The 16,681-nt window shown below is 57.6% G+C and carries 20 protein-coding genes; 11 read left to right on the forward strand and 9 right to left on the reverse strand.

Annotated features, from left to right (window positions below):
* The first annotated feature begins 6 nt into the window (after positions 1–6).
* From HUO12_RS10695 to HUO12_RS10705, 3 genes are all read left to right on the forward strand, one after another.
* Positions 7–675, forward strand: coding sequence for an aquaporin (locus HUO12_RS10695; RefSeq protein WP_176273592.1), 669 nt, complete (start codon positions 7–9; stop codon positions 673–675).
* Entirely contained in the window at positions 672–1,595 is a 924-nt protein-coding gene (locus HUO12_RS10700; RefSeq protein ID WP_176273593.1) for a polysaccharide pyruvyl transferase family protein, read from the forward strand. Before HUO12_RS10695 ends, HUO12_RS10700 begins: the two co-directional genes overlap by 4 nt.
* Positions 1,596–1,699: 104 nt before the next feature.
* A complete protein-coding gene (locus tag HUO12_RS10705; RefSeq protein WP_176273594.1) occupies positions 1,700–2,923 on the forward strand; it encodes a divalent metal cation transporter in 1,224 nt (407 codons plus the stop codon).
* A gap of 28 nt (positions 2,924–2,951) precedes the next feature.
* Here HUO12_RS10705 and HUO12_RS10710 read toward each other — a convergent pair whose 3' ends face one another.
* From HUO12_RS10710 to HUO12_RS10720, 3 genes are all read right to left on the reverse strand, one after another.
* Complete coding sequence (locus tag HUO12_RS10710; protein WP_176273595.1) at positions 2,952–3,482, reverse strand: hypothetical protein; 531 nt, start codon at positions 3,480–3,482, stop codon at positions 2,952–2,954.
* A 301-nt stretch (positions 3,483–3,783) separates the two neighbouring features.
* A complete protein-coding gene (thiS, locus tag HUO12_RS10715) occupies positions 3,784–4,770 on the reverse strand; it encodes a sulfur carrier protein ThiS (RefSeq protein ID WP_176273596.1) in 987 nt (328 codons plus the stop codon).
* Positions 4,771–4,790: 20 nt separating this feature from the next.
* On the reverse strand, positions 4,791–5,177 hold the full coding sequence (locus tag HUO12_RS10720) for a MerC domain-containing protein (RefSeq protein WP_176273597.1): 387 nt from the start codon (positions 5,175–5,177) through the stop codon (positions 4,791–4,793).
* 106 nt (positions 5,178–5,283) lie between these two features.
* On the opposite strand from HUO12_RS10720, the gene HUO12_RS10725 reads away from it, so the two are divergent.
* From HUO12_RS10725 to rpsI, 5 genes are all read left to right on the forward strand, one after another.
* Positions 5,284–6,360, forward strand: coding sequence for a COX15/CtaA family protein (locus HUO12_RS10725; protein ID WP_232367375.1), 1,077 nt, complete (start codon positions 5,284–5,286; stop codon positions 6,358–6,360).
* On the forward strand, positions 6,361–6,681 hold the full coding sequence (gene cutA, locus HUO12_RS10730; RefSeq protein ID WP_176273598.1) for a divalent-cation tolerance protein CutA: 321 nt from the start codon (positions 6,361–6,363) through the stop codon (positions 6,679–6,681).
* 76 nt (positions 6,682–6,757) lie between these two features.
* Complete coding sequence (locus HUO12_RS10735) at positions 6,758–7,453, forward strand: hypothetical protein (RefSeq protein WP_176273599.1); 696 nt, start codon at positions 6,758–6,760, stop codon at positions 7,451–7,453.
* A gap of 201 nt (positions 7,454–7,654) precedes the next feature.
* The gene (gene rplM, locus HUO12_RS10740) at positions 7,655–8,134 is read left to right on the forward strand and encodes a 50S ribosomal protein L13 (protein ID WP_176273600.1); all 480 of its coding nucleotides are present in this window, start codon (positions 7,655–7,657) and stop codon (positions 8,132–8,134) included.
* On the forward strand, positions 8,134–8,655 hold the full coding sequence (gene rpsI, locus HUO12_RS10745) for a 30S ribosomal protein S9 (RefSeq protein ID WP_176273601.1): 522 nt from the start codon (positions 8,134–8,136) through the stop codon (positions 8,653–8,655). The genes rplM and rpsI overlap by 1 nt, the downstream gene beginning before the upstream one ends.
* A gap of 108 nt (positions 8,656–8,763) precedes the next feature.
* Here rpsI and HUO12_RS10750 read toward each other — a convergent pair whose 3' ends face one another.
* The 3 genes from HUO12_RS10750 to HUO12_RS10760 all read right to left on the reverse strand — a co-directional run bounded on the left by HUO12_RS10750 (position 8,764) and on the right by HUO12_RS10760 (position 10,109).
* A complete protein-coding gene (locus tag HUO12_RS10750; protein ID WP_176273602.1) occupies positions 8,764–8,961 on the reverse strand; it encodes a hypothetical protein in 198 nt (65 codons plus the stop codon).
* Positions 8,962–9,083: 122 nt separating this feature from the next.
* Positions 9,084–9,836 (reverse strand): metallophosphoesterase family protein, encoded by a 753-nt coding sequence (locus tag HUO12_RS10755; RefSeq protein ID WP_176273603.1) that lies wholly within the window; start codon positions 9,834–9,836, stop codon positions 9,084–9,086.
* 6 nt (positions 9,837–9,842) lie between these two features.
* Entirely contained in the window at positions 9,843–10,109 is a 267-nt protein-coding gene (locus HUO12_RS10760) for a hypothetical protein (protein ID WP_176273604.1), read from the reverse strand.
* Positions 10,110–10,321: 212 nt separating this feature from the next.
* Between HUO12_RS10760 and HUO12_RS10765 the strand changes: the two genes are divergently transcribed.
* The gene (locus HUO12_RS10765) at positions 10,322–10,630 is read left to right on the forward strand and encodes a UrcA family protein (RefSeq protein WP_176273605.1); all 309 of its coding nucleotides are present in this window, start codon (positions 10,322–10,324) and stop codon (positions 10,628–10,630) included.
* 106 nt (positions 10,631–10,736) lie between these two features.
* Here HUO12_RS10765 and HUO12_RS10770 read toward each other — a convergent pair whose 3' ends face one another.
* The 3 genes from HUO12_RS10770 to HUO12_RS10780 form a co-directional block, all read right to left on the reverse strand.
* A complete protein-coding gene (locus tag HUO12_RS10770) occupies positions 10,737–11,492 on the reverse strand; it encodes a LytR/AlgR family response regulator transcription factor (RefSeq protein ID WP_176273606.1) in 756 nt (251 codons plus the stop codon).
* Between the two features lie 69 nt (positions 11,493–11,561).
* Entirely contained in the window at positions 11,562–12,797 is a 1,236-nt protein-coding gene (locus HUO12_RS10775; protein WP_176273607.1) for a sensor histidine kinase, read from the reverse strand.
* Between the two features lie 101 nt (positions 12,798–12,898).
* Entirely contained in the window at positions 12,899–14,416 is a 1,518-nt protein-coding gene (locus HUO12_RS10780; protein ID WP_176274419.1) for a fumarate hydratase, read from the reverse strand.
* Positions 14,417–14,594: 178 nt separating this feature from the next.
* Here HUO12_RS10780 and HUO12_RS10785 point away from each other — a divergent pair, with 178 nt between their 5' ends.
* Positions 14,595–15,182 carry a protein-L-isoaspartate O-methyltransferase family protein gene (locus tag HUO12_RS10785; RefSeq protein ID WP_232367376.1) on the forward strand — a complete coding sequence of 196 codons (588 nt, stop codon included), beginning with the start codon at positions 14,595–14,597 and terminating at the stop codon, positions 15,180–15,182.
* A gap of 2 nt (positions 15,183–15,184) precedes the next feature.
* A complete protein-coding gene (locus HUO12_RS10790; protein WP_332310402.1) occupies positions 15,185–16,666 on the forward strand; it encodes a TolC family outer membrane protein in 1,482 nt (493 codons plus the stop codon).
* The last annotated feature ends 15 nt before the right edge of the window (positions 16,667–16,681 follow it).

Consider the following 16,681-nt stretch of genomic DNA (forward strand, 5'->3'; position numbering starts at 1 on the left):
CCTCGCATGCTCGCTCGCAAACTTGCAGCAGAGGGCTTGGGAACGCTCTTGCTGGTAGCAACGGTCGTCGGTTCCGGCATCATGGCGGAAACGCTAGCGGGTGGAAATCTAGCCGTCGCGCTGCTCGGCAACACCATCGCCACGGGTGCGATTCTGTATGTCCTCATCACCATGCTCGGGCCGGTATCAGGCGCGCATTTCAATCCTGCTGTGACACTTGCTTTCCTGCTGAGGAAAGAGATCGCCCCGCTGCTCGCATGTGCCTTTGTTGCTGTTCAATGCGCGGGCGGAGTGGCGGGAACGGTGCTTGCGCACGCCATGTTCGAACAACCACTCATCCAACAGTCGCTGACCGTACGCACTGGTGCTGGGCAATGGCTTTCCGAAGGAGTTGCCACCTTCGCGCTCGTGCTGACAATCTTGGGAACACTCGCAGCCAGGCCCTCGGCAGTGCCCTCGGCGGTCGCCTTGGTGATCACCGCGGGCTATTGGTTCACCGCTTCGACGAGCTTTGCCAATCCGGCGGTGGCGATTGCGCGCAGTCTAAGCGATACATTCAGCGGCATCGCACCGGCTGATGTTGCTGCATTTATCGCCGCGCAATGTCTGGGCGCAGTGGCCGCTTGGCTGGTTGCCCATTCTGTGTTCGACTGGAAAGCGCAGGCCCCTTCATGATCCGGATGCACTGGGCATCGCATGACGGCAATATCGGCGACTGCTACGGTCCGATGCTGGTAGCGGCCTACACCGGTCAGAAAATCGCAAGAGCGTCGAAAAAGTCGTTGCGCCGTCGATTGATCAGCGTTGGTACAATCGGACAATTGCAGAAATTCGGTACCGTGGACGTGTGGGGCGCAGGCTTCGCAGGTCAGGGCGGCACCGAATTCGAGATTGCACATGGGTATGAAAAGCCGCGTTTTGTCCGCTTTGTGCCTCACGCGACGCGTGGGCCATTCAGTCGTCAAATGCTCATCAATGCAGGTTGTGAAGTGCCGGAGGTCTATGGCGACCCCGCAATCCTGGTGAATCGCCTATGGCCGCCAGAGAAAGTTGAGAAACGCTGGGACCTGGGCGTGGTGCTCCACCTTACTGAAGTCGATGAGACGTTTACCCGGTATCAGATACCACCCGAGCTGGCAGAGTCAGTCAAAGTCTTTCACACACGCTTTCCGCGCGAAGAAGGCGTTGCTGCAGTGGACGAGCGTGTCCGCGAATTGCAGTCTTGCCGCCGGATCCTTTCGACCGGGCTGCACGCCTTGGTTCTGGCGGAAGCCTGCAACATTCCGTGTGCGCATTTCGCGATCCATGATGGACCAACGGGGCGCAACCGTGTTGATGACACCGATGTCTTGCTCGATCATCGCATGCGCGACTTCTATGCCGGATGCGGAGAAAAGGATGTCTTGGTCTATCGCGTAATGCGTCATCTCGAGACCGACTGGGAGGATGCCATCGCGTTCATCGACCGCGAATGGAGGCCTTTGGTTTACGACCCGACACGCCTCATCGAAAGCTTTCCGGCAAGGCACGGTGTCTTCGCGTCGGAGCCCATCGTGACAGATATGGAAAGAATCGCTGAGCTTGTGAGGCTTTAGACTACGAACCAGTACAGGCTGCATTGATCGGTGCACGTTTTTCGGCAAGCTTGAATGGCCGGTGGATCAGCCAAACACGAGAGCAATCCAAAGGGGGAATCTCTATGTGGCGCATGATAGGTCCAGCGATGCTGTTTTCCGGAGCAGCTATCGGAACGTCCCACTTGTTCCAGTCGACCCGTGCAGGGGCGGTCTATGGGCTCGGACTTGTTGCGGTGATCCTGATCGCGTGCCTGCTGCGCTATCCCGCATTCCGTTTCGGCGTCGATTACGGCCACTCAGCCAAGAAATCTCTGGTCCAAGGATATCGGGAGCTCGGCCTTTGGGGACCGATAATTTTTGCCGCCGCAACTCTGGCGGTCGTCCCGACAATCTTTGCTGCCCTATCGTCAGCGACTGCCGGCATTACAATTGCCGTTTTCGGTCTAGGCATCTCTGTCCCCGTTCTGGCGATCATCTTGCTGTCCCTCTGCTCGTTTCTGCTCCTGGCGGGGGGTTATGACTGGCTGGACATGATCAACCGGCTGTTGGTCGCATTCCTGCTCGTTTCAACGCTGATCACGACCGCCATGGTGTTCCCACAAGTGCAGTGGAACACGCTGTTCGACTACAGCTGGGCAGCGGATCCCAAAGCGATCCTTTTTATCGTCGCGTTGGCAGGCTTCATGCCCAATGCACTCGACGTCTCTATCGCCCAGTCCATGTGGACGGCTGAAGCGGAGGGGCGACAAGGCGGCACGAGCCCGGTTGAGCTGAACGAAGCGCGCGGGGCATTTCTGGCCGGCTATGCAATGACGGCGATACTGGCCGTATGCTTTTGCATTATGGGGGCGGGTGTGATGCATTCTTCCGGCATTGTGCCTGAAACGAGCGCGCCCGGATTGGCAACGCAGATCATTGGGTTGTACAGCTCAACCCTCGGCGAAGGTGCAGCCATCATTGCCGCTATCGCTGCGCTTTCTGTCATGTTCACAACCTTGCTGGTGGCGCTCGATATTGGCGGGCGCAATGTCGCGACGACATGGCAGACACTGACGGGGAGCACCGGCGATGTGGTGTTCAAGCGCGTCTATCGCGTCACTATTCCTGTATTGGTCGCAATCGCCGCACTGGTGCTCTTCGTATTCACAGACAGCTTTACAGCGATGCTCGATCTAGCGACCAGCAGCGCCTTTGTTGCAGCGCCTGTCATTGCGACACTCAATCATCTCGTCGTCACACGCTGCGTGATGCCAGACGGAGGACGGCCCAGTTATGCAATCAGAATGCTGAGCCTGCTGGGTATCGCTGTGATGACCATATTGGCGATCACTTATTTCATGCTTTGAGCCGTTATTGCCTCGCGCGGGATACTCCCTAAGCCGCTTCTGCCTGCTCTACATATTCAGGATAGAAGGCAGGTGCACGGTCGGACCAGCCAGGTGCCGTAGCAGCAGCTTCTGAAAGCGATTGCAGCAGTAATTTGCGGCGGTCCGGACGGATTTGAGGAAGCGCGCTCGCGGCACAAAATGCGCTCGGCAGCCAGGGACGGGCTTCAGCGCCGAGCAAGCGTTCATAGAGAAAACGAAAAGCGGAGAAGCTCGAAAGACGCTCCTGACCCAAATCGAACGCAGCAACCCGGGTGAGCTTGCCGATAAAGGCTTCTATGGCATCAATGTCGCCTTCGCCAGGCAGGTTGTTGCTCAGCCATTTGAGGTCGTGATAGACGACATATTGCGCGCGGATCGCAGCACATTCCTCAGCGCTGCGGCCCCACAGACGGAACGCATCCTGACGGCCAAGACCGATATCCAAGCTACGTTTGATGTAGCGCTGTTCGCACGGCTCAAAACTCGCAAATTCGCGCATCTCGTTGATCGTCATCGATGCACTGCCGGTCATAGGCATGGCTGTATTCCCCTGTTTGAGAAGGGGAATGTCGCGCACTGTGGTTAATTATCGGTAAGTATACCTAGGTTTTGCGCACGGATGGACGCAGTTGGCTTTTCTTTTGGGTAGACGGGTAGAGCGCCCCTCGGCCCGCCATTCTGGTTGACCACCGCTCCAAATCCGTTCGACCCGGCGCTTCGCTTTCGCCGCTTCCTCGGGCGAACTCAGTCTATCAGTCTCGAGGAGGCGGAGATTTGACTGCTGAAGCTTGAGCGATCTGAGCCAATTCTCTTTGTCAGGCCATTCGGTCATGATCCCCTCAAATTAACCCGGCAAGCGGACTGCTTGGGTCGGCATATTTCCGGCGCCCCATCCTGCCAGCGAGATAGGCTTCGCGCCCGGCTTCGACGGCGAGCTTCATCGCATGTGCCATGCGGATCGGGTCTTTGGCTTCGGCAATTGCTGTGTTCATCAGGATACCGTCGCAACCCAGCTCCATGCCGACCGCCGCATCGCTAGCCGTGCCAACACCCGCATCGACCAGCACCGGCACGTTCGCGCCTTCGACGATCAGGCGGATAGTCACCTGATTCTGGATACCAAGGCCTGAACCAATCGGCGCGCCGAGCGGCATGACAGCAACTGCGCCGGCATCTTCCAATTGCTTCGCTGCAATCGGATCATCGACGCAGTAAACCATTGGCAGGAAACCTTCCTTCGCAAGGACTTCGGTTGCTTCCAGCGTCTCTCTCATGTTGGGGTAGAGCGTGCGCGCTTCGCCCAGAACTTCGAGCTTCACCAGATCCCAGCCACCAGCTTCGCGCGCCAAACGCAGTGTGCGGATCGCATCATCAGCGTTGAAGCACCCTGCGGTGTTAGGGAGATACGTAATCTTCTTTGGATCAATATAGTCCGTCAGCATGGGCGCTTTGGGATCGCTGACATTAACCCGGCGCACAGCGACAGTAACGATTTCCGCGCCTGAGGCTTCCACCGCGGCTGCGTTCTGTTCAAAGTCTTTATACTTGCCGGTCCCGACAATCAGACGAGACTTGAACGTTCGCCCGGCGACGCTCCAGCTGTCATCAGCTGCTTCGCTTCCACCGCCAACAAAATGCACCACTTCCAGCACATCGCCTTGCTTCAAAGGCGCTTCTGCCAATGTTGAGCGCGCAACAATCTCGCGATTGCGCTCCACTGCAACCTTGGCTGGATCAAGTCCCAACTCAGCGACAAGGGCCGCTATCGTAGTGGCGGAAGTGCGGCGAGTCTCGCCGTTCAAAGTGATTTCAATGGAAGCGCTCATAGCGCCATTGCACATAGCGCTCAGCGCTGCGGGTTCAACCTGTTTGCACGCAGGTTGAGGAAATGTCCGATTGCAACGAGGCTCACACCGATCACTGTAAGGACGACTTCCTTCGGGCCATGCGGGACAGCCAGGGCGCCGCCCATAAAGGTTAGGCCCATCATAGCGATCACGAAGGGTCCCGCGCGTCGGTGCTTAACCGCACCCCACCCGATCGCAATGCCCGCAATGACGATGGCAAGCGCAAGTCCGTAGCGATGCCAGTCCGGATTGAGCAGCGCATGGCTGCCAAGTCCCAATGCCCAAACCAGCCCGATCCCGATGATGCAATGCACCAGGCACAGGCCGGAAAGCCAGATGCCCGCCTTATCAAGCCGTCCGCGAATCGAGATGTTTTCCTGGGACATTTACATCGCCCATGTATGTTATAGTGTATCATCTTGCAAGGGGTGCAAGCGCTCATGCGGCTTTTGATATTGCGAATTGGCCGCTCTGCAATCAGATAGCGCGCATATGGCTACGCAATCCGCCTCCATGACTGTGTCCCAAGACCATTCGCTTGCCGGAGCGCGGCCGTTGGCATTGGCCAAATGGCTCTACGCCGTCGCGGGCCTTGTCGTCCTGATCGTCTTCGTCGGAGGGATTACCCGTCTGACAGAGAGCGGCCTTTCCATCACGCATTGGAGCGTTGTGACCGGTATTTTGCCGCCATTGACAGAGGCAGCCTGGCAGGCAGAGTTCGACCTTTATCGCCAAACTGGCGAATACCGCTTTGAAAGCGGCCCTGCCGGGATGGACTTAGCCGCCTTTAAGTTCATCTATTTCTGGGAATGGTTTCACCGCATCCTCGGGCGGATCATCGGGCTGGCATTCCTGCTTCCAATGATCTGGTTCTGGGTGAAAGGCGCAATTCCGAAGGGATACAAGCCGCGCCTCGTCGCACTGTTCGCGCTGATCTGCGGCCAAGGCGCGCTCGGGTGGTACATGGTCGCCTCTGGCGTTGGCACAGACCTCACCGATGTCAGCCACTTCCGTCTTTCAGCACATTTGCTGACTGCATTGTTCCTGTTGGGCGGCCTGATCTGGACAGCGCGAGACCTCCAGATGCAAACGCATAATCCTGGCGCCAATCCAGCCAGCCTGACCGGCCCATCCATCGTGATCGGCGCGATTTTCTTCATCCAGCTTCTGCTCGGCGCTTGGGTCGCCGGCCTCAATGCGGGCCATGTGGCCTATGACTGGCCGCTTATGAATGGCCAATTCCTGCCGCAGCCCGATTTGTCGCAAGGATGGCTCTGGGCGCTGACCCATGATCCATTCCTGCTTCAGTTCCTTCACCGCTGGTGGGCATGGATCGCCATTGCGGCACTGGTCTGGCTGGCCCGCCGGGTGCGCGCGCATGACCGTTTGGCGTCGATAGCCATCCACACAGCGTTCGGCACGATGTTCCTGCTCGGTATTGCGACGGTGATGACCGAAGTCTCGCTCTGGGTCGCAGTGTCGCATCAGCTGGTAGGCGCTTTGCTGGTGGTGACAGTCGCATGGGCCATGCATTCCGATGGCGCCGCTAGAAGTGCGCGTCGCAGCTGAATGAGCGCGCTTATCTATTGTCCGTTTCCTAACCGGGAGGCAGCGCGAGCCATCGCGAGCCAGCTGCTCGACGAAGAATGGATCGCTTGCGCGAATGTTCTGGGAGAGGTGGAATCGCTCTATCAATGGGAGGGCGAGCGGGGCCAAGCGAGCGAAGTTGCGGTCCTGCTGAAAACCAATGCCAGCCTTCTCGATCGCGCAGTCGCCCGATTAAGTGACTTGCATCCTTACGACGTTCCTGCTGTTCTGGGATGGAAATGCGATGCAGTTGGCGGGGAAGCGGCAGCATGGCTCTCAAAACTAAGTCCGGGCTCTAACTGAATACAGGCAAGCCCGGGCGGGGGCGGAGATGCAATTGATGTCGGGTCGAGTTCCGCGGCGCACGGCGCTGCGAGGTTTGAGTGTCGCACTCGGGGGCGCGCTTCTTTCAGGTATTGGAGCGGGTGCGTCGGCCGCTTTGGCGAGGTCGTCCGCGAGCATTGCTGGCCAAACAAAGCTCCTTTCACGCACGGTAGAACGCGACCTGAAAGACGGCCAGAGGCTGGTCGTCGCGCGCAGCTGGTCAATCAGTTTTGAGCCAAGCGGGGAAGGCACAGCGATCTTTGGAAGTCAGCGTTCAGTGGCAGTCGATGCACCGCCCAGGGTCGCCGCGATCGCACAAATCGAACGCGCGCGCTCAACTGACTCCATGTTTCCTATTCTGCTGTGCAGTCATGGGTTGATCCGCGCTGCTGGCGTTTCGCACACGCCCGCCGATATGGAGCAAGTTGTGGCATCCGCGCGGGCAATCCTGACGAAAGAAGGCCAGACCACTGGCAACGAAGCGGTGATACGGACCACTCTGTTCCAGATAAGCCGGGCACCGGCGCGATTGATCGAAACGCTGCCTGTCGACCTTTTCTTTCCGCGCGAACCGCTGATCGAAGTGCGACGCCCGCTGGCGCTGGAGACGGGCCAAAGCGGTGAATTTGTCATGCGGTACGAGACATCGGTCGATCCTGCCTCGGGGCTTTTGGTCCGGGCGGAGCGAGTCATCACAACGATCCTTGGTGCCGATCGCCGTGCTTCGCGCGAGCTTTGGACACTTACGTAAGCCCCGCCTAAAGGCGCTCTACTGAGTTCTAAATATAGCGACGGTATTATTTTACCTCTCTCGAAACCCCCGGTTTCGCTTGACTTGGGGGCCGTGAAGCGACAAATGGCGCGCGATCTCGCGACTGCAGCATATGTTGCAAATGCGATTCGAGGCCGCGGCATTTGGCTGCGGCTTATTCAATTTTAGGAATAGAAACCCATGAAGGCGCTCAGCAAGCAGACACAGTCGGTCAAGCCGGCGGATGTCGAGAAGAAATGGCACCTCATCGATGCAGAAGGCCTCGTCGTTGGTCGTCTCGCTTCGATCATCGCCAACATCCTGCGCGGCAAGCACAAGCCGAGCTATACGCCGCATGTCGATTGCGGCGACCATGTCATTGTCATCAATGCCGACAAAGTGAAATTCACCGGCAAGAAGACAACCGACAAGATCTATTACAAGCACACCGGCCACCCGGGCGGCATCAAGGAAACCACGCCTCAGAAGGTTCTCGAAGGCAAGTTTCCTGAGCGCGTCCTGGAAAAGGCTGTCGAGCGTATGATCCCGCGCGGTCCGCTGGGTCGCGATCAGATGCGGGCTCTGCACCTGTTTAATGGCACCGAGCATCCTTATGACGGGCAGAAGCCTGAAGTGCTCGACGTTGCTTCCATGAACCGCAAGAACAAGGTCACCGCATAATGGCTGACGAAAACAACAACGAAACCGTTTCAGATCTCGCGGATCTGAAGGATATCGCTGCTGACGCACCTGAAGGTGATGCGGCTGTCATCGCTGAGAGCACTGCTCCTTTGCGCGAACAGGAGCTGGACGCTCATGGCCGCGCCTATGCGACCGGTCGTCGTAAGGACGCCGTTGCGCGTGTTTGGCTCAAGCCGGGCACTGGCAAGGTAACGGTCAACGGCCGGGATCAGGAAGTGTATTTTGCGCGTCCGACGCTGCGTCTGATCATCAACCAGCCTTTTGCAATCACTGAACGCGAAGGCCAGTACGACATCGTTGCAACCGTTCGCGGTGGCGGCCTCTCCGGCCAAGCTGGCGCGGTCAAGCACGGCATCAGCCAGGCGCTGACGAAGTATGAGCCTGCGCTGCGCAGCACAGTGAAGTCGGCTGGCTTCCTCACCCGCGACAGCCGTGTGGTTGAGCGCAAGAAGTACGGCCGCGCGAAAGCTCGTCGTAGCTTCCAGTTCAGCAAGCGCTGATCTCGGTACGCTAAGTCTCTTCAGACTTTCGCTAACGCAAGCAAAAAGGGCGGCCCGCCGGGGTCGCCCTTTTTTGTTGTGCAGCTAGTCTAAATCAAGCGCAGTGGTTTAGCGCTGCATCACCATGATGCCGTAGGACAGGCCAGTTCCCGCCAAAAACAGCGGCCATGACCAGTGAATGGAATAGTCGCCGGCATGCATAAGATGAATGGCAAGTTGTCCACCGCTCGAGCCTTGCGACCCGATGATCAGCGAGATGATACCGGACAATATGCCGCCGAGCACAATTGCCTTGATCGCGTCCATTGCATGACTCCTTCCAACGCAAAACGCGCCTAATGATGAGCTAGCTATGACGCAGCTTGGTTAACACTTTATTTGCACGCAGCCGAGAATTTGTGTTTTGGCGGGCGCGCAATTCTCTCAGATCACTTCTGTCGGTCGAGTATTCGCGTTTCGACTTTGATGCGCTCACCTCTTTTGCAGGTGAGGACATTGTAGGAAGGCGGCGCATGATGCCGCAGCCGGGTGGATAATGTCCCCGCTCCGATAACCTGCAATTGCGAACCATCGATCGTGCGATCTTCGTCGAAGGGCCTATGGATATGGCCAGACAGAACCGCATTGGCACCGTTTTGCGCAAGCGAGGGAAAAGCAGCGAGACCGCCGATCGTATCGCTCGGGCCGTCAACTTGCGGACCGTGCAAGGGGTGGTGCGCGGTAACGATAATGGTGCGCGGATCATCTCGGTATGGTCGCAGCGCCTCCAAAGCCTGGTTGAGAGCCTCCGGCCTGATCAGGCCGTCTGACCATGGCCAGCGGCGTTGAGCCGAAACAGTCGTCAAAAGCGGCAGCAGGACGACATCGTCGCTTTCAAATGATTGTACTGCAACAGCGGTATGAAGCTTTCGAAAGCGGCGGAATGGATCGCTGAAACGCTCCCAAAGATTATAGTATGGCATGTCGTGATTGCCGACATCGAGCCACACAGGCATGTCGAACTGCTCAAACCAAACAGCGGCAGCCGCATATTGCTTGTGTGTTGCCCGCTGAGTCAGGTCACCAGTACAAACCAGCGCGTCGGGCCGTTCATCATGGATCGCCCGGGCAACCGCATCCAGTGCAGCACGGTTCTCAACACCGAAATGTACATCACTGATATGGAAGAGGCGCGTTGCCATCTGGCGCTAGACCCGTCCCTTAAGGATCATCCAGGCCGTCATTCCATTGAGGCCGGTGTAGATCGCGTAACCGATCGCAAGGCCCGGCCAGCCATGTCCAGCAAGAAGCATGGCTGCTAGCAGCACACCGAATTCCAAAGCCAAGGCGGCTTGCTTGCCGCGCCTGGTCGCGAGCCAGCGCGCTTGATCGAGCATCGGGTGGCCGCTTTCGATCACAGCTTTGTGCATCGCAAAGTTTGCGATTCCGAGAAAGAAGATTAGCGCTATCGGCATTGTAATATTATTGCGTGTTCGTTCGTAGGAGTGAAATAGTCGTTCGTCGGACGTTTCGCGCATTCGATCGGTCAAGGGCTTCCTCAATCGTCCGGTTTAGCGCAATTGTCGAGCTCAAGCTGCAGTATCGCTCAAACCAGCATAGAACAATCCTTAGCAGAGCCCACTCCAGTCCCCCTTCCCCCAAAAGGGCTTTGCTGAAGGAGAGTATTATGACGAAGACATTCGCAGCGGCTGCAGCATGCAGTCTCGCTCTGATCGCGAACCCCGCACTTGCTGGCAACGCAGACACGCAGAAGATGTCAGTCGAATATGGCGACCTCGATCTGTCGAGCCCGCAAGGCCAGGCACGATTGAACACCCGCATCGACAAGGCTGCACGCAAAGTCTGCGGGATGAATGAAATTCAGACCGGCACACGAATTCGCTCAGATGATGCTCAGCGCTGCTACGACAAGGCCGTCAACAGCGCGACGAAAAGCATGGCAACCATCATCGCCAAGCAATGGCGCGGCGGCTGATGATCTGACCCCCTAATGCACAAAAGTGCATAGGTGCGACCCGGGCCGTCCAGTCCCTTTGGCCCGGGTCGCTTTTCACTTGCTACAGACAGATTGAGCGGAGAGACTAGCGCCCCGCCATCGCTTTGACTTTTGGAAGATAAGTCCGCCCGATGCGAAGAGCATCGCCGTCATCAAGCTCGACAGACCACACACCCAGTCCATCATGACGCAGCCCGCGAATACCCTTTTTGCGCAAGATTGTAGAGCGGTGAATGCGGATGAATTCAGCTGGGTTCAAGCGCTTCTCAAGGCCAGCGATAGTCTGCAAAAGCAGATAGGATCGTGGTGCTTCGCTAGTCCCCACATGCAAGCGCACATAGTCACGCTCGGCATCAATCCGGCTGACTTCGCTTACTGCAATTCGCAGCAATTCAGAACGATGCGGCACCCAGAGCTCTTCGAGCCATTCGCTGGACTTCTCGCGCATCTCCCCGCGGCGCGCCACCGCCCGTTCGATGGCTCTCGCCAACCGATCGCTCGCCACTGGCTTCAATACGTAATCGATAGCTTCCAAGTCGAAAGCTTCGACTGCGAAATCGTCATGCGCGGTCACAAAGATCACCGCTGGCGGATTATGAACCTTGCCTAGCGCGCGCGCTACTCCAAGCCCGTCGAGTTCAGGCATGGTCATATCAAGGAGCACCAAATCCGGTGTGAGGGCTTCGATCAATCGTAGAGCCGCAGCGCCGTCGCTAGCGGTACCCACAACACTGATCGTATTGATGTCAGCACAGATGACCTGAATGCGCTCAACGGCAAGTGGTTCGTCATCAACAATCAAAGTGCGCAGCGGCGCGGGGGTACTCTCGCTGTCTGCCATGTCCGTCCTGATCCGTCCCTGATCTTGTCTGTTGCGAGCGGTGTTTGCGCCGCCCAGCTGAACCCTCGCTTACCCGGAGCGGGTTAGAGGCACTCTTATCTCGCTGCGATACCCGCCCGGAACAGGTCCGCAAGTCATCGCGATGTCATTCCCGAAGCGCGCCTCAAGCCGGTCACGCACATTGGCTAGACCAATGCCAAAACCATGATCAGAGCCGTCAGGCGTTCCGGGTCCATCATCGCTGACTGTGAGCACGAGCCTGTCGAATTCCTCGCGCGCGCTCACAGTGATCGTGATCGGGCGATTGACCGCAGACACAGCGTATTTGACGGAGTTTTCGATCAATGGCTGCAGGATCATCCCAGGTACGCGGGCATCTTCGAGCTCGCGCGGCAAGTCAAATTTCGTCTTCAGCCGATCGGGAAAGCGCACACCTTCAATTGTGAGATAATGGCGTTGCAGATCAAACTCCTGATCAAGCGGCACATCAGCCGTGGGTTCGGCTGCAAGACTGTGCCGATAGAAGCTGGAGATCGTCTGGATCATCTGTTCAGCGCGGGCTTGCTGCCCAGTCATGACCAAGGCCGACAGCGAGTTGAGCGTGTTGAACAGGAAATGCGGATTGACCTGATAGCGCAGGGATCTGATTTCCGCTGCCTTGGCGGCACTGCGAAATTCCTGTTCGCGCCGCTCAGCCAGCCGCGCCTTTTCGCCGGCTAGCAATGCGAAATAGAGCGAGGCCCAAGCCAGCAGCAAGAAATAGCGCCCAAGCGCAATATCAATGAGCTGGCGCCACATATCGAGCCCGGTCGGCGCATTGGCAATGATGATGCTTTCAGACCGCGGCGTGTACGCAGCCTCATCGTCAATGCCTTCTTTCCAGTCTTTCTTGGCTTCAACTGGAACGTCGACGAGCAAATTGCCCGCTTCATCGCGGCGCAGATTTATACCCTGGTCGCGCCCGTAAGCCTCCTCGGCCTTGGCTTGAAGGTCTTTGAACGCCCATTGATTGACCTGAGCAATGGCGCCTGCAGCCGGGATGGCGATAATAAGGGCCGCCGCTACGCGAACCCAAAGAGGTCTGTTGTCGAACAGACGCAGAAGCGACCAGAGCACCAGCGTCATGATGACACCAACCAGTGTCACCAGCGCCCGCATCACCAGCATCTCCTGCTGGAACTCGAACTCGCCTAAAGCCGCCCTGACTGTGATGATGACAAAATAGGCTGCCCACAGCGCAATGGCTGAAAACAGCACTGAGCGAAACGGCACGCTAGGCACTTTGTGATCGCTGACAGCCATCATAACCCTGCTGATTTAGCTATTGGTCCACAAACATGCGAATCCGTCGTCGGGCTGAGGCTGCGGTTCGTCGAATTGAGCAAAGCGCAAAAATCAGTGCCCAATCACGCTTTTTCGAGCAGGCCTTCCTTCGCGATCCGCTCTTTCCACTGTGCAGGAGCGAGCGTGTGGACATTGGTTCCTTCGCTATCGACTGCGACCGTCACCGGCATGTCTTTCACGGTGAACTCGTAGATTGCTTCCATGCCGAGGTCTTCAAAGCCGACGACCTTGGCTTCCTTGATCGCGCGGCTGACCAGATAAGCGGCGCCGCCCACAGCCATCAGATACGACACCTTGAAGCGGCTTATGACTTCGACTGCGTCATGCCCGCGCTCGGCTTTCCCAATCATGGCGAGTAAGCCAAGATCGAGCATGGTCTCAGTGAACTTGTCCATGCGCGTTGCCGTGGTGGGTCCAGCTGGACCGACAACTTCGCCCATCACAGGATCGACCGGGCCGACATAATAAATGGCGCGGCCTCTGAAATCGACGGGCAGCTCCTCGCCTTTCGCCAGCATATCCTGAATACGTTTGTGCGCTGCATCGCGCCCGGTCAGCATCGCGCCGTTCAGCAGCAAACGGTCACCCGCTTTCCAGCTCGCAACTTCTTCCGGCGTCAAATTGTCGAGGTCGACGCGCTTTGCTGCCGCATCGGGCTTCCACTCGACCTTGGGCCAGGCATCAAGATCGGGCTTGGGCAAATAGGCCGGACCTGAGCCATCCATGGTCACATGCGCGTGGCGCGTGGCTGCGCAATTGGGGATCATGGCAACAGGCTTGCCAGCCGCGTGACAGGGCCAGTCGAGAATTTTCACATCGAGCACAGTCGAAAGCCCGCCTAGCCCTTGCGCACCGACACCCATCGCGTTGACGGCATCGAAGATATCGATCCGGAGCTTCTCAATATCATTCTGAGCGCCGCGCGCTTTCAGTTGCCCCATATCGATCGGATCCATCAGCGATTTTTTCGCGAGCATCACGCAATGCTCTGCTGTGCCGCCAATGCCGATGCCCAGCATACCGGGTGGGCACCAGCCGGCTCCCATCGAAGGAATCTGTTCGACCACCCAATCGACGATATTGTCGCTGGGGTTCATCATCTTGAACTTGGACTTGTTTTCGCTGCCTCCGCCTTTGGCTGCAACATCGATGCTTACAGTGTCGCCTGGCACCATTTCAACCGATAGCACGCAAGGGGTGTTGTCGCGCGTGTTGCGGCGCGTGAATGCAGGGTCCGCAAGGATCGAAGCGCGCAGCTTGTTTTCCGGATGATTGTAAGCGCGGCGAACACCTTCATCGACCACGTCTTGCAGCGATTTATTGGAATCAAGCCTGCAATTCTGGCCCCATTTGACGAACACATTGACGATCCCGGTATCCTGACAAATCGGGCGATGCCCTTCAGCGCACATGCGGCTGTTGGTCAGGATTTGCGCAATCGCGTCCTTGGCAGCTGGCCCCTGCTCAGCCTCATACGCTTCACCCAGTGCCTGGATGTAATCCATTGGATGATAGTATGAGATATACTGCAGCGCGTCGGTGATCGTCTCGATCAGATCGTCTTCTGTAATCGTCACCATGTCAGCCATTGTCCGATGGGCCTTCCATTCATGCAAACCAGTCACACCCCCTTGGCTGCAATTGGTCGATTGGTCAAAGCGCTTGGCCACAACGCCTGTTGCGCCTAAAGCACCTATGCGATATTTGCCGTGTTATCTTAATAACACAGCTTGATAGTCTTACTTGGTCGGAAAACTGATGACACAGAGCGATATGTCCGTAGCCCGTAAAGCGATGATCGATAGCCAGCTACGCACTAGCGGGATCAACGATCCCTGGGTGCTTGCTCGCATGGCTGCAGTCCCGCGCGAGAAGTTCGTGCCAGAAGCGCAGCGCGACATTGCCTATATGGATCGCGCAGTGCCTTTGGGTGATGGCACCTTTCTCGCTTCGCCCCTGGTGCATGGCATGATGCTCACCGAGGCAGCGCCGAGGCGCGATGATACAGTTCTGATTGTAGAGAGCGGCACGAGTTATCTTGCCGAGCTTGTGCGCCCGCTAGTCGCAAGCCTTGAAACGCGTTCGGCCGAGGAGATCGCTGCATCGAAATCAGCGCGCAAAGCGTTCTCGCTCGTCCTTGTCGACGGCGCGATGGAAGCTATGAACAGCGGACTTAGCAAGCGGCTTGAAGAAGGTGGCAGGATCGTAACCGGCGTTGTCGAGCGGGGCGTGACGCGTTTGGCAGTCGGCCGGAAGACCGCTGGTTCTGTGACGCTTCAACCGGTCGCTGACGTGGGCATTCCCGTGTTGAAGGCTTTTGAACAAGCCAAGAACTGGAGCTTCTGAGCGTGCGCGCCAGTCATTTCGCCATAGCGCTTGCAGCACTCAGTGCATTGGCGGGTACGCCAGCCCAGGCAGAGACGCTGCGTGAAGCTCTGGCCAAGGCCTATCTGTCGAACCCGTCACTTCAAGCGAGCCGTGCAGAACAGCGCGCAACCGATGAGGAAGTTCCGATCCAGCGCGCCAACGGCTTGCCCAATGTCGGTGTCACTGGAAATCACATCGAATTCCTGAAGCTCTCACCCAACAGCTTCAACGCACCGAAACGTCGTTTGCAGATAGGTCCCGATCTGAGCGTTCCGCTTTATTCGGGCGGTGCAACCCGCAACGCGATCAAGGCTGCAAAGGAGCGGGTATCGGCAGGGCAAGCTGGTCTACGCGGCACGGAAAGCAATATTTTCTCGCAAGTCGTGGCTGCCTACATGGATGTGCTGCGCACTGAAGCCCTGGTTGCCTTGTCGAAAAACCAGGTGGAGGTCCTTTCGGTCAATCTCGAAGCAACGCGCGACCGCTTCGAGATTGGCGAGCTAACCCGAACGGATATTGCGCAATCGGAATCTCGCTTGGCACTCGCACAGAGCGATCTCCAGAATGCGCGGGCCAATCTGATCGGCGCGCGCGAAGACTATTTGCGCCTCGTCGGCAATGCGCCTTCCAATCTTGAAGCGCCCCCTCCCCTGCCGGGCCTGCCTGAAACCGTTGGCGAGTCCGTCGTCATCGCGTTGGAAAACAATCCTGATCTGATCGCCGCCAAAGAACGCGCTGAAGCCGCGGGCTATGACAGCGAAGTGGCGGGTGCCGGACGCTTGCCCACCGTCGGTGCATTCGGGAATTACGATTACACCGACTATTTCGGGACACTAGGCGGTCCGATCGCATCGAACTTTTCGCAGACAGAGCGCACAGCCAATGTCGGCGTGCAGATCACCATTCCCATTTTTCAAGGCGGGCAGCCAGCCGCTCGTCAACGCCAGGCCTTTGCGCGTGAAAGTGCTGCACTGGAAAACGTGGTCGCGACGCAGCGTTTGGTTATCGACAACACCCGTTCCGCCTATGCCGCGTGGCAGGCTTCAACTGCAGTCATCGCCAGTTCCGAAGCAGCGGTTGCTGCGGCTGAGCTAAGCCTGGAGGGCGTGCGTGCAGAGAATTCGATCGGGAATCGCTCCATTCTCGATGTGCTCAATGCCGAGCAGGAATTGCTGTCTGCACGCGCTCAGTTGATTACCTCTCAGCGCAATGCCTATGTGTCCGGCTTTGCCCTGCTTGCAAATATGGGCCGGGCTGAAGCGCGCGACTTGAACCTCGACACAGGCGGTGTGCTCTACGATCCGCAAGTCAATTACGACCGCGTGCGCGGCAAGATGTTTGACTGGCAGCGCGATCCGGAACCTGCTGCAACTACGGTTAGCACCGTTGACATCCCTGCCCCTGACGCTTCAATTGTGACCAGTGAATCGCCTGTTAACCCTGAGTCGCTCGAAGCCGAATGATCTCAGCTGGTTGAT

It is taken from the genome of Altererythrobacter lutimaris (genome assembly GCF_013371495.1).
In the GTDB taxonomy this organism is placed as follows: Bacteria; Pseudomonadota; Alphaproteobacteria; order Sphingomonadales; family Sphingomonadaceae; genus Erythrobacter; species Erythrobacter lutimaris_A.